This is a genomic window from Aureliella helgolandensis, from assembly GCF_007752135.1.
Classification (GTDB): Bacteria; Planctomycetota; Planctomycetia; order Pirellulales; family Pirellulaceae; genus Aureliella; species Aureliella helgolandensis.
Genome location: NZ_CP036298.1, coordinates 5735793 through 5748778, shown reverse-complemented (window position 1 = coordinate 5748778; position 12986 = coordinate 5735793). Strand labels below are relative to the sequence as shown.

Sequence of the window (12986 nt, the reverse complement as noted above, 5' to 3'; positions counted from 1 at the left end):
GATGCCAGCAACCTCAGTTAACCATGTCAAGTGAAAGCCCATTCTTTGTGCTTACTCCCGGGCAAGGAGCGGTTGTCTTTTCCAAAGAAAAGAAAGCGATCAGCAAAGCAGTGGAGCTACTAACGGAAGTAGGTCTGGAATAGGCACTGCTTGCATACGAACTGGAGTAGTTGCTCCGTATTCTGCAAAGCGCAAGTTGATTCTTCGAGCCTTTTCTGGCATCGCTGTTAGGACGGTTAGCTCGAAACGCTTTGCTTTCGCTAGCCGCAGATAGTCTGGAATCTCAACAAGTTGATGCGCTTTTGCAACCGTCTTGCGGACGATGTGTTCCCAGTTACCAGCCCCGCCAAAGTCGATCTTGGCGATTCCAAAAACGCGAGCGACCTTAACGCTCTTGATATACTGGCTACCTGGTGCACCCATCCGATCAAGTCCCGGTAGCAAACGTTTGATGTCTTCGCGCCGCGTGAGCTGGCAATGCTCATTCATGACGCAGCAAAAGTTGAGCATGGCGATTCCGCTGACCAGTGATCGGAAAGACGTGCGACGATCGTGCACTGGTTCCGGTTCGCATACCAAAGCATGTCCACCCGGAGTGGCAAGAAAGACTCGCGTCTTGCTTGTGATCCAAAATTCGTAGATTAACGAATCCGATAGGAGCCGTGCGATCACCTCATCGGTTCGTTCGTCAATCATGTCAGTGCCGAAACAGTCGCAGGCGATCGCTTTCGCCGATGTCAAACCGTAGAGAACGGCTTGCTTTAGCGCGCGAATTTCGCTGTCGCTGTTGCGCTTTGTAGCAAAGCATTTATCAATCATGAATAGTCACCAAATCTGCAAGTCGCATCGCTGCGCGCGACACTGAGAAACCAAAACGTCGATTCTTGACCAGAGACTGGGTCGCCTCAGATAGATAAAGGAACCTTTTTTACTTTCAGGCCAGGAGGCAATGGCATCTGGAACAACTGCGAACTTCCATTCAATTTGATCGCCTCTCAACCAATGCCAGCGTTGCCCGAGATTCGCGAGCGAGCACTTGACGAAGATCTCGCTCAGATTGAATGCTCGTTGAAGCTGGTCATGGTCGTCACTTGTACGGAAGTCTATGCCGAATAGATTGCAAGCGACGCGAGATGCCACCGTTATCTTCGTTAGTTGCAGATGGCTTTCTCTCCGGTTCGGTGGACTGTTGGTGTCTTCGATCGATGCCAAGCCACGCCCTGACTCAAAAAGCGGGGCGGAGTTGGAAAAGGGCTTTGCGAGTAGTTCACCGTCTTTAAGCAACCCAGCGTTTTTAAGTCGTTCAATACTCGCAAGTAGGTCGAAACCAGTCCCCTGCTCGTTTACAAGTGCCGCTATTTGGTTATCGGACAGCAGGTATGCCTGCGTGCAAAAGAGCCGCAGTGTATTGAGTGTGCAACGGTCCCAGTCATGCCACTGCCTTGGCATGATTCGCTTCACTGCTGATCGCTTAGTTTTGATCCTACTCTTCATGGTCGACCTCCGTGTGGTCATCGTCTGCTCGGGCGGCCTCTGTTTGGTCGTCGTCAGACTCTAGCCATGGTCTGATTTCACCCTCTGTGAACTTCCCAAAGAGACCTGAAAGGGTTTCATCGAGAACGGCTCCATCATCAGCATCCTCCTCATTCGTGAAGACTGGTTTTGAGCCAGCACCCTGCGGCGTCCTCGCTGTTAGGTCGCCGTTCTTGAGCAGTCTGGCTTCGCCTTCAGGCCATTCTGTGTCTTGGTATTTGCGATACTCGTCCCGAGTTATGTGGTAGTCACTTTCCATGACAAACGGCGTTCCAGAGAATCTCGCATAGCCTTGACCTCGTTTGATGTGAACGACGCTTTGCATGGGGTTGTCGCTCAGCTCATTGAGTTCGTTTACGCTTAGTCGAGGGAGCAGCACTTCAGCTGTGGTGACTCGTGTGCCGTTGCTATCGGCAGATAACTGCTTAACGTGTTCTACACGTTCGCCAACTGCTTTAATGATGTACTCACGGTCGTCTTCGCCGCAGTCGAACCACTGGCGGATGCGCACATTGCGTTCAAGCGTGGGGATGAGGTTCGTTTTCATCGAACGCAAGTCTTGGATACTCTGGTTAGCCATAACAATGCCGATTCCAAGACTTCGGGCTTGCTGCAACAGCCCCTTGATACTTGGTGACAGTAGCTGCTGAAATTCATCGATCACGACCACCACCGGTATGCGTTGAGGCGTGCGCCGCGCAGTTTCGATGAGTAAGTACAGTAAAAGTCTGGCAATTGTGGGAGGTGTCTTTGCGGATGCGGCAGATGCCAAACGCATGTACAGATAGGACGGTTCCTTCAAGAAGGTTTCAATGTTGATCGCCGCAGCCTTGGCCACGTCACTTACATCATCTGCCTGGGTCACTTGCATTGCATCAATCGATGCGAGACGATAGAGCGTCTCTTCCAGGTGAGGACTGTCGTCGTGCTTGTCCCGGCTAAAGTGAGTTCTTGTGGCTGGATTTGAACACAGACCCGTGAACGCATCATAGAGCTCACGAAACGATCGTGCCTCCGGGACTAAGTACAGCAGGGCTCGCATTTGACGAATGTTCTTGGCATCAAAGTGCGCCGTACCGTAGTCTTCCCCGTAGATCAGATTGGTAGCCGTTACGATCAGCGAAACGCGCTCATCCAGCGACAACGACCGAAATACTGGCGACTCAAGGGGATTGAAGATCTGGGATCCGTCCTGCGAATCAGTGCTAAATAAGGAGAGGATTTTGTCCAGGCCCAGTCGACGATTTATCTCCCGGATGGCACGCATCATGCACGCCATCAATTCCAACCTGTCTCCCTTAAGGTCTAGGCAAATGACGCTAATGAAACCAAACTCAATGATTTGCTCGATCAGAGGCATCAGACCCTTTGAGGATTTGTTGGATCCAGTCGAGCCCAGGATGTGCATGTGTTCATTGAGAATTCCCATTGGATACAACACGGGCATACCATCTTGGGCGACTCTCCCCAGAAACAGCGATCCCCGAACGTGCGGATCGATACTTACACGAAGGTCACGGATGAATTCTCGCCAGTTGTTACCGTCCAATCGCTTCGCAAACAGTTTTCCAGCTTCCAGCCCCAATGGGCAGAACACTAGAACTGGGAATGCGAGAAAAAAAACAGCAGGTAGGGCAATCGGGAATCCGTTCGATTCCGCGAAGCCGTACGACCAAGCGGCGCCGACAGACATGGAGCCGAGCAACACAATGAGACGTTTGGAATATCCGCCAGCAGCGCTAAGTTGTGCTCCCGCAATATGGTGATCTGGAATGTTGTAGCTGAGAAATGAATTGAAGGGCCTGAGTAGCATACGGACGGTCATGCGCTCAGTGAACGCTGTACTGACGGTTTGATACGCGAGCATCAGCAACGTACCCGCGAAAAAGAGATGGGTGGAGCCAGTCAGAAGACAGCTCAGCAGAAGTATAAAGGGCGATATGCTATAGAGGATAAGTGTGGGATGCCATTGTTGGATGAGAATTGCCGCCTGCTCACGCGGCAGTGGCGACACAGTGCAACGATGGATCCAGTGCAAGCCAACTAGATAGGTTGTGTACGAAATCCAGGTCGTCACTATCACCAACGTGACGAACCGATTGCTGATGGTTAGCATGGCTGCGTGGCTCAATAGCAAGAGTGCCAACAGCCCAAAGTCTCGGAACGACAGACTGGCCACTGCGGTCCAGCAGCGTAAGATCGTGCCCCCCAGCAGCGTTGCGAACCCAATAAATAGGACTACAGTAGTGGAGGTCGCGAACGAACTCAGTGTTATTGCGCCAAGATCGATAACTAGAGCTGTTCCCAATGCAAGATTTCGGTTGACGCGCGTGCTCACAAGATTGTTGTTTACGGTTGGAAACGCCAATGGCATCAGTTGCTTTGGCAACTGGGAAACGTTGACGGGATTTCCCTCGGGCTTGTAGTAGGAAGATCGAACCATGAGTCAGCACCTGTTAGTTAGCGTAAGCATTTCGGGGATAACCGCGAATTTAATTTCGACGCTCTCGGTCCAGTTCAGACGCGCCAAATCATTTTGAAGAGACCGCGCTCGTGCCTGGGTTCCTACGACAATCACAAGTCGAAATTCACGCCGTGAGATTGCCGCCCTAGCCTCAGGCGACTGACAACGTTTCTCGATCGCCTCCCAGCATTTCCGTACGATCGTGTTGGGATGGCCCACGTGCGCAAGTCTGAGCATCTCTAGTGCTAACCGCTGTCCGTTACGGCAGAGGATATGGGCGTGGGGCATCCACTCTGGGCGATACCAGGAAAACTTCTCGCCGATCTCCGCCCGCCTTAGGCGAACAACGTCCCGTTCATGCTGGCTACAGTACAGCAGCGTGGCAAAGTCGATTGGAAACGCTTGCGGTCCACGCGCATTCGATGCTCGTCTTGCCAAGCCAAAGTGCTTGACTGCTTTGGGTCCAGGGACGAAATACTTGGATGGATGCCTAAAGGTGTAGTCTGTCAGCCAGTTTGTGCGGCATAGTTCAGCCGTAAACTTTTCGACCGTAGAGATGTGAGACTGTGAGAACGAGGTCATGACGTGGATAGCACTGTTCGTAGTCATGTTGAAACGAACTGCGTGCCCGACGACTTCTTCGATTCTTGTAGTTGTGTTTTTCATGGTTACCAAATTTGGTAAGGTAGATTGCGTTGCTCACAGTCCCTGTGGAAGTCACGAAGTCGCTGAGCGTTGTACGCGCCTCCGAACTCGATTACGATTTTCACTTCATCGGATGGATCGATCACAAATGCATCCGGAAGCTTTTGTCCGACCCGCGTGCTCGCCATGACGTCTTCACCGCGCCATGCATGAGCAAGTGCGGGTTGGTGTTTGTCAAAGTGCATCCATACTTGAGTTACGCCGAGGTCATGGGTAGCCTGAGCCTCGTTTTTGAATTGTCCGGCTTTGCCGCCAAACATCTCAGCGGCAGCCGCCGTCGCGATGTAGGCAGTACAGTCACGCACCGCCCGTTGAGCCCAGCGCTTTCGCAGTTGATAGGACACTGCTTCGAACCCAGGTAGAGGTGCGTTGGGACACCACTGCGCGGAGGGTCCAAGCAACGGTGGTAAGGCTCTTGCTTGAATCGTCAGTCGACTCAGAAATCCGGATGTGACCAAATTTCGCAGGCGCCGGCGAGCGTTGGAAAGGTCGCCGTGAAACCAGTGTTCGGCACACTGACGAGAAGTCATGCCACGCCAGGCGAGACTTGCCGCCTGGAGCATAGCCATGTCCCGTTCACTAAGACGGCAGGTGCCTTGGCTCGTGAGACTGTGGCTCATTCCAAGTCCCCTAAGTCGGCATTCTTGGCGGGGGCTTGTCTCCGATCTTGATTTCTGTTCTTGCGGGAGGGAGGCCTCTTGTCCATCAACTTCTGGTTAGGTTCTTCACGGACATTGCTCCCATCGCAAAGGCGTAGAAATACATTCTCTGCTTCTTTGCTAGAATCGGCCGTTTGAATTTCGGCCGCTCGCTTACGCAGATTCTCGGCGAGTGCGTGTTTACCGTCCGTGTCATATTGAGCGGCGATATCCTCCAGTAGGCACTGTTGCTCTGCTTCATAGACCGCTCGGTACGACGAGGCAGCAGTTCCAATTGCACTTCCGACGATTGCGACCACTCGTTCGGTGATGGCGCGAAGAATCTTGTGAATCGTAGTTTCCATTTGTTACTCCGTGTGCGGCTTCTGTTACTCGGGTGTTCTGCCAGACAGGAGTATTTAAGTTGTCTACTACGTTCCGCGCCAATAATTGGTTGTTCCAGTTAGTGTTCCAATTGCAATTATCGTGCTACCCGTGAAGACCAAGTTCCTCGCTCGCACGATGGAGTGGGACGTCGCCAAATCGATCTCCACATTGGCTGTGGTATAGCTTTCCGTCCGTTCCTCTAGTCAAGTAGGGCGTTGTCTGAGCGAGACCCTGCTGGAGCCTATAGACTTCAGGGGCCCCAAAGCGGCAGCCCGCACACGGGTTAAACTTAGTCGGTTTCTCCGCGATATCGCGATGACCATGGTCCTTGTTCGAAATCAATCGCCGTCCAGTCGCCAGACCAGACTTGAAGTAGTCAAAGTACTTCTCGACGATCGGTACGGCGATGCCTGTGTCGGTGCCTGCGAATAGGACAATCGCCCATTCTGATTTTGTTCGTTCCTGTAACGTCAAGAGGCAACTGTACGCCACCAAGCGTGCGACTTGCTGGGGGTGCAGCTTGCCATCCCTTAGTTGGTTGAGTCGTTCTTCGGAGTCGCACTTGACCAGAATCACGGGGTACTGATATTGTCCCCGTTGAAGGACTCGCCAAGGCTTGCCCTGTATCTTCAGTTCTGCATCGATGAGAACCCGAGTCTTCTCAACTGAATTAAAGCCTGCGCGAATTAGCGACCACCAATCGACCGCTTGAGTCCGCACTTGCGTCCAATCAGGCTCACTCTTTATCGCTACCTGGGCGATCATCAGCCGTTCTTGGAGATACTTAATTTCACACCAGAGCTCGTAAGGCCATCGAGAGAATACTACGAGCGATACGCTAACCAGAACGGCAATGTAATAATTGCCCATCAGCGCAAGTCCGATCAATGCCGGTAGAATACAACTGGCGACAATCAGGGGCCAGAATCTCAACTCCCTCCACAGTGATTCCAACTTGGCCTGGATACGGTCGATGTCGTGCGTCGGCAGGCCTCCTAAGACTGGAAGAGCGGATTCCTCAAGCCCAACATCCTCTTCTTGCTTCTCCAGAGTCAGTACTGCGGCGCGTTGGCAGAAGACCGCCTCGCCTAACGTATGAATACCGAGCATTGCGGCTGTCGAATCAGCCATCTCCTGTTGGAGTTCTCTGAATTCTCGCGCCGTAGCCAAAGAGTCTGTTTGATCAATAGTCATCTCTTTTTTCCCTTTCGAGCAGCGGTAGCAGCTCAACAAGCGACTTGGGTCTTTTGGGCCATCTTGGCGAAAGTGACTCCGTTAAGAACGATTGGATGCCATTTGGCAAAGCGGCTGATTCAATTGCTTCTTGGGCATCCTCTTGCACGCTACGTGCAAGAGTGAATGCGGCGATTTTCGCGAAGGAATAGATGTCTGCCTGTACACGGGATTCACCGCCCAGAATCTCGGGAGCACGATAAGGATTCGGCTGCCAATGGGACGAAACCGTCGTTTCTGCTTCGAGCAGCTTGGCTAGTTCAAGATCGGTGAGCGTGCAGTGCTTGGCGTCGCTGGAAATTAGAATGCTTTCTGGTCGAATCTCTCGTCCAATGATCGACTGCTCGTGCAATGCCTGAATACCCTTCGCAATGTCGAGCCAAACCGAAATCAAACCTGGGAGATCTGGTTTGTTCTGCTCGACGTATTCATCCAGGGGCGATCCTTCCACCCAACGATCAACAACCGACCAGAGTCGATAATCGTCGCGTGCGACCAGCGTGATGTTAGTACTGATCTGTGGGGTTTCGAACAACTTGCGGCAGACCGTTGCATGACGGGTCAATGCATCTCGGTATCGGAGTCGCATTTCCCGTCCTAGGCCTCGGATGTCATAGACCTTCATGCGGCCAAATTCGTTAGTCAGCAAGCGATGCCTGGCCTTCGCATGTTGCATCACGATTCCGTTGGACATTGTTCGGAGCCGTCCAATTGACGAAGCTATGACTTCCCATTCATCTTGTTGCCATTCCGACGCCAGCTCTACCGAGTTGGGTTGAGGCCGTTCGTCGTCAACTAGATCATCCAAGCTCAAGGGCTTCCCTGAATCTGCCAGATGAGCGACCATTTCGAGAATTGTTTGTCTCTTGACTGATTCACCCGTTAGCATCCGATGCAGCGTTGTGCGACCTATGTCAGCGGCATCTAGGAATTGGGCTTGGGTTTCAAAGTTGCTCTGGATGAATGACTCCAGCCGTTCTGCAACAACCTTCACGATGCGGCGTTTTCTCATGGCGACTGCCTCTGTCGAAGCAGGAACCGAGCGAAAATGCTCCATACAGACGGCCGCAAGTGGTTGAGTTGTTTCCAACTATTCCGCTGGGAATCCAGGCTGTTTCTAAGCTCTCCAAGTGCTGTTCGCCATTGATGCGTGTCGGGAAAACGGTCTTCGATATTCAATTGCAGGCCACGCGCGACGACTTGGGTCAATTTGTCTCTCAAGCTGCTTGGCAGAAGATCATACGCTTCGTGGCCGCTAGCAAGGGAATGCTCGAAATTTCGAAATGCTGCAAAATTTGCAGTCGAACCCGCCAAGCCACCCAGTCCGTCATAGGGCAATCGCAGAGTTAGCAGCTCGTAGAACAGCACTGACGCTGAGAATTGATCAATTCGACCATCCGCGCGAATGCGCTTCTCTTGTAATTCGGGAGGTGCGTAACCCGGTGTCACGCCGTCTCCAGCGGGGCGACTCGCCATTTGTTCAATGCGGAAAGCATTACCGAAATCGATCAGACAAATACGTGTGGCTTTCCGAGTAATGATCAAATTTGCCGGTTTGATATCGCCGTGCACCAAGTTTGCTCGTTCATGGAGGTTCCATAAACTTCCAGCCAACTGGTGAACTAGCCTTGCCACTTCATAGGGAGAAGGTCGAACGACGCGCCCGCACTTGATCGCGGACAGGTAATCGCTCAGCGGTCTCCCGCTCACGTAATCGAGAACGAGTCTGACCCGGTCGCGGCTAAGTTCCACGTCGATGATACGCGGTAAGTCTCCAAACTTGGGCAACTCACGCAAAACTGCGATTAGATTGGCAGCGTTCGAGTTGCGTGGGAGCGTGAGAAGCACGCGATATGCGTCGCTACCAGCGTTTCGATCCAACAAGAGTAGGCGTGGTCGCGCAGCATTGCTCGTGAGTGTTTCTACGATGTCATATCGGCGACCACGAACGCGAGTGTTACCTTGAATTCGTATCTTCCGGCCCATCGCGTGCACTATTTTGTGATGCTTTTTCATAGCGGGATCTCCGATAACTCAGTCCAAGACACTGGCAATCCGCGCAGCTTCGGCGCCAGGGTGTGTCGACTTACGGTTACAAAAAACGCTGTCCATAGACTGCAGCTAACTGCTTGGTAGTGCAGGAGTTTGCGTGCGGGTGAACGTGCGTGTTCGCTTGTCACGCTGGACGAACCTCTGGCCGCATGCATAGTGCGGAAAACGATGCGTGCGATTCGCCTCACTCGCGAAGTTTCCGTTCCTGAACCAACAGGTCGCCATATTTCAAGAGAAGCTCGCGAGCCCGCTCCAGCTTGGACTTGACCGATGGATCGAAAGTGCCATGGTCAGAATATGTAGGAAATGCGCCTTTCTTACGGCGGTTGTAGAAACACCCACCTATGTAGTGCAATCGACGCAGAGAATCATCGTTGTCGTCCAAAGCCGAACAGCTCGACAGAGAACCATAGGAAATCGGACGGTACGAATCGGTTGCGAACATCTGAACACCCGGGTCCCAATTGACTGCCCCTGGTTGCGTTGAGTCGCCCGTATCCAGGAATGGCTTCAGCAGTTGTTGTATTTCTGGCAAGTCCTCTTGGTATTCCGATTGCAACTTTTCCGCGAGCTGCTGACTCTCAGCAACCGCTTGAATGCGAGTTAGGTCGGCTAGTTCTTTATCAGCGGCCATCCGTTTGAGCCGCTCTTTCTCCACCTCGACCGTATTGATGGCCGCCAGTGTTAGGGTCCGCTCCTGACCTAGGTGTTCTGCATGCTGGCGAGCTTGATCGACGATCGCCTCCTCGCGTGTCTTGGCTCCAATCTCCATTCCTTTGGCGATTAAGTCTTGCTCGTTCTTTAGTACGCGTGTCCGCAACGGAACCTCAGAAGGTTTTAGGCTACGACTGGATTCGACCAGCAATTGCAGTTCCGCCCGTCGATTTCGAATCTGCTCGTTCGCCTTCACCGCGTTTTCGTAAAGTTCACTGAGGAAGGACTGAAGCTCTGGTTGAACAACGAAGTTCGCTTGATCCTCGTCCGATGCATCCCTAAGCGGAGCGGCTGCCGTCAAACATTGTCGCTGCCATTCGGTAGCGTCTACCAAGTTTGGTACTGGCAGTTTGCTGATTGCTGCATAGCTGCTGACCAAAGCGCCATCCGCAGAAATCCTCTTTCCGGCGTCCCCGCTTTCAATCTGATTCTCTAACTCTTCCAACGAGCGCACCTGCGTGATGACCTCGGTCACTTCGTTCTGTGTCTTGCTTGCGAATGCAAGTAGCTTCACAAACCGCGCCCGACGCAACGCGCGGTTCGTCTCGGCCGAAACTGCCTCTGCACGCTGTGCTTCGAGAAGTACTTCGGAAGACGTCTCTCCGGCCTCCGTCGATCGCAGCAGCGTGTGCGCGGGGGGCGTGGAAACCACGCTCGCATCTGGTCGTCCCCCTTTCGTTGATGAAATGTTCTTGATATACGGATACTCGACATAGCTCTCCCAGTAGTAACCAACGTAGTAAGCAATGGGAAGGATGAATGCTAGCGACACTAGTGACCAAATCGCCTGCAGTTTTAGTCGGCGTGCGTTTTGCGTTTCTTCGTTCATTGCTTCGGTCCTTTTCTAGATGGCTTGAGAACCTGCAATGGAAAGTCGCGAAGCGCCACTACTGAAATTGCACCTGCAAGTATCAGTATTCCTGCGACCACCCTAATACCAATAGTGACCGGCGCGAGCATGAGTTGGATTCCGCCTAGTGTCACCGACGCAGAAGCGACAAAACTGAAGCCGAGCAGAGAGAGCCATCTTGCTCGGGGCGGTACATAAGTGTTGCTACCGATTGATGGGACCGATTTCTTGAAATCTATGGCGTCGATCTGAATCGCAGCCCCAAACATGCAGCCTACGGATGCCATAAACACAAGGGTCGCAAATTGAGCCAGCTGAAAGGAAGCAAGAACCAGCGCCAATAGCTGAAGACCAGCGGCGGAGACTAACCAGAAAGGTTCGAATCGAGTTGCCTTCTCGATACTTCGCCGCTCTTTCTCATCGTCGATTTCGGCGGGACCCCATCCTGCGAACACGTAGTAGCCGCAAACCACACCCGGCTCTAAGCCGTGAACGACGACTTCTTGGTGCGTTTCCGCGACAACTTTGCTCCGGATAATCACTTCTTCATGGATATTTTGCCGGATCAGGTAACCATCAAGAACTACGAATTCCGAGCGCAGCCAGTTAGGTACCGCCTCGCAGAGCGCCACAACTTTTGGCGGCATTATGACCTGGGTGTTGTCTAAGCCAGTCTGGAACGCATCAATCGCTTCATGAATATGGCGTTGTCGACGACAGGTGACATCGCACTCATCGCGCTTTGTTAATCTGCGTACCCATCCCGTAGGACTGTTCGCACTCGATGCCGCTTCTCCTCGGCTAAACTCCGTCGTGCGACCACCCACAGAAACAAGGCGTTCAAAAAAGTCGTACCGAACTGTGTTTTGACTGGTCCAAGTAACCAACCCCACGACCTTTTTGTCCACGAGATTGTCGAGTCCCGCGATCAATTGATCGACGGTGCGGACGACCGCTCGGTGCAAAGATTCGTTCAACTCCTGGCGTACCTCTGCTGTTGATTTCGCCGCCAGTTCTGCCGTACCTGTGTGTAGAGGCTGGGTGAGCCTAATTTTAAAATCCGACGTAACTTCGCTCTCAAGCTTGTCACGGATATCATCTAGCCCTTCGAAAACCTCGTAACTGACATTGGTCGACTTCATGCGGTTCACAAAACCCCGGACCTCCTGTTGACATTCCTCGAGTTTGGCGAGACTGTCGACATACTGGCCAAACATGGCTTTCGCGTCCGCCTGACCTTCGCCAATGGCCTGAAAAGGCAGAGCCGCCTTCAACGCTTTCGTCAAATTCCGTTTGAATTGCTTGGGTGAGAGCTCGAACGGTGACTGCGAATTCGTGTCGGCTGCGGACGCATTCCGTTGGCTAGTGTCGACCAGCACTGCTGGCCGATCATGACTCTCAATGTGCTTGACCATTTAGGCTACCTCCAGGGTGAAATCGACTCAGAATCCAGAGGAATTCAACATGCCTCCCCTGGACCTGAGTACAAACCCCTGAGCGTTACGGTCTAACTGGCGATTTCCTGCAGGATCCGACTAGCCACACGCTGGATTTCTTTCAACGAACGTGAGAGTGCCTCTGAATCGCCTCGGTAGAGCTGGATGTAATCTGCCGAACTCTGCTCGCAGTTGATTCCATGTGCAGTGCCCACGACAAAGGCCACGGCCTCGGCTTCCGTTTCGCGGATACGTACGTCCTGACACCTTGCCGAGTGGTGTGCCAACCACTCGTGCGCTAGCTCGTGAGCCAGCACACTGAATCTTTCCGCAGCGCTCAGGTTGCAGTTGACAATGATCTTTCCGCCCATTGAGCAGCCGTGGGTGTCTGACGGCAGATCCTGGCTGTCGAGCTCTATTCCATTACCGCGAATCACATCCTCCAATTGAGCAAGTGCAATACCGGGGTCGCCTGTCGGTGTTATAAGCTCTGGAAGCTGGGGCCCGTCTGTTTGTTTGATATCGAAAACATGAACAACTCGAAAGCCAGCGATAGCTTGCTCGCTTTCATCTTTGGGCGATCCCTTCGTCTTCTTGCGAAACGCCAGTGGAGCGAGGATAGCGATTCCTTTCTCACCCTTGCGAACGGATCGTTTGAGTTTTCGCCAAGTGTGAAATCCCGCGACCTGGGTCGCGTCGGGCTGTTGGTGCGAAATGAGCAGCAAGTTGCGAAGTGAGTATTGGTGGAACCGACTCATGCAAGTGAGGTATTTAATCAGTTCATCACTCTTGCCTTGTTCCAATGCCTTTACTAAGTCTTGCAATGCAGTTTCTGTTGCCTTCTGTGCTTGTTCCTTGTTCATAGTGTTCGTCCTTGATTGTGCCGCTTGCGGCCTTGCAGCTTCCGTTAGTTCATTCAGGTGGCATGCCGTTGCCGAGATCTCTTGTGACACGGCAGGTCAAGGTGGAGCCTT

General features: G+C 52.7%; 10 protein-coding genes. All 10 read right to left on the bottom strand.

The features are described 5' to 3' along the window. Positions 1-99 precede the first annotated feature (99 nt). Positions 100-819, bottom strand: coding sequence for a hypothetical protein (locus tag Q31a_RS20200; protein WP_145081964.1), 720 nt, complete (start codon positions 817-819; stop codon positions 100-102). 664 nt (positions 820-1483) lie between these two features. Next, positions 1484-3976 carry a type IV secretory system conjugative DNA transfer family protein gene (locus Q31a_RS20195; RefSeq protein WP_145081962.1) on the bottom strand — a complete coding sequence of 831 codons (2493 nt, stop codon included), beginning with the start codon at positions 3974-3976 and terminating at the stop codon, positions 1484-1486. A gap of 689 nt (positions 3977-4665) precedes the next feature. Next, positions 4666-5322 carry a hypothetical protein gene (locus Q31a_RS20190; protein ID WP_145081960.1) on the bottom strand — a complete coding sequence of 219 codons (657 nt, stop codon included), beginning with the start codon at positions 5320-5322 and terminating at the stop codon, positions 4666-4668. Next, positions 5319-5705: a hypothetical protein gene (locus tag Q31a_RS20185; protein ID WP_145081958.1), complete on the bottom strand. Its 387-nt coding sequence runs from the start codon at positions 5703-5705 to the stop codon at positions 5319-5321. The genes Q31a_RS20190 and Q31a_RS20185 overlap by 4 nt, the downstream gene beginning before the upstream one ends. A gap of 124 nt (positions 5706-5829) precedes the next feature. Continuing rightward, positions 5830-6921: a hypothetical protein gene (locus tag Q31a_RS20180; RefSeq protein WP_145081955.1), complete on the bottom strand. Its 1092-nt coding sequence runs from the start codon at positions 6919-6921 to the stop codon at positions 5830-5832. Beyond that, positions 6911-7972 (bottom strand): protein kinase domain-containing protein, encoded by a 1062-nt coding sequence (locus tag Q31a_RS20175; RefSeq protein WP_197355428.1) that lies wholly within the window; start codon positions 7970-7972, stop codon positions 6911-6913. Before Q31a_RS20175 ends, Q31a_RS20180 begins: the two co-directional genes overlap by 11 nt. Further along, complete coding sequence (locus Q31a_RS20170) at positions 7969-8976, bottom strand: serine/threonine protein kinase (RefSeq protein WP_145081950.1); 1008 nt, start codon at positions 8974-8976, stop codon at positions 7969-7971. Before Q31a_RS20170 ends, Q31a_RS20175 begins: the two co-directional genes overlap by 4 nt. 220 nt (positions 8977-9196) lie before the next feature. Beyond that, a complete protein-coding gene (locus Q31a_RS20165) occupies positions 9197-10555 on the bottom strand; it encodes a hypothetical protein (RefSeq protein ID WP_145081948.1) in 1359 nt (452 codons plus the stop codon). Beyond that, complete coding sequence (locus Q31a_RS20160; RefSeq protein WP_145081946.1) at positions 10552-11862, bottom strand: hypothetical protein; 1311 nt, start codon at positions 11860-11862, stop codon at positions 10552-10554. The genes Q31a_RS20165 and Q31a_RS20160 overlap by 4 nt, the downstream gene beginning before the upstream one ends. Before the next feature lie 221 nt (positions 11863-12083). Next, on the bottom strand, positions 12084-12875 hold the full coding sequence (locus Q31a_RS20155) for an ArdC-like ssDNA-binding domain-containing protein (RefSeq protein WP_145081944.1): 792 nt from the start codon (positions 12873-12875) through the stop codon (positions 12084-12086). Positions 12876-12986: the final 111 nt, after the last annotated feature.

Excerpts from the sequence above, each read along its gene's own strand:
- Q31a_RS20165 (WP_145081948.1), bottom strand. The coding sequence starts at position 10,555 with ATGAACGAAGAAACGCAAAACGCACGCCGACTAAAACTGCAGGCGATT.
- Q31a_RS20195 (WP_145081962.1), bottom strand. The coding sequence starts at position 3,976 with ATGGTTCGATCTTCCTACTACAAGCCCGAGGGAAATCCCGTCAACGTT.
- Q31a_RS20180 (WP_145081955.1), bottom strand. The coding sequence starts at position 6,921 with ATGACTATTGATCAAACAGACTCTTTGGCTACGGCGCGAGAATTCAGA.
- Q31a_RS20200 (WP_145081964.1), bottom strand. The coding sequence starts at position 819 with ATGATTGATAAATGCTTTGCTACAAAGCGCAACAGCGACAGCGAAATT.
- Q31a_RS20190 (WP_145081960.1), bottom strand. The coding sequence starts at position 5,322 with ATGAGCCACAGTCTCACGAGCCAAGGCACCTGCCGTCTTAGTGAACGG.
- Q31a_RS20155 (WP_145081944.1), bottom strand. The coding sequence starts at position 12,875 with ATGAACAAGGAACAAGCACAGAAGGCAACAGAAACTGCATTGCAAGAC.
- Q31a_RS20185 (WP_145081958.1), bottom strand. The coding sequence starts at position 5,705 with ATGGAAACTACGATTCACAAGATTCTTCGCGCCATCACCGAACGAGTG.
- Q31a_RS20170 (WP_145081950.1), bottom strand. The coding sequence starts at position 8,976 with ATGAAAAAGCATCACAAAATAGTGCACGCGATGGGCCGGAAGATACGA.
- Q31a_RS20175 (WP_197355428.1), bottom strand. The coding sequence starts at position 7,972 with ATGAGAAAACGCCGCATCGTGAAGGTTGTTGCAGAACGGCTGGAGTCA.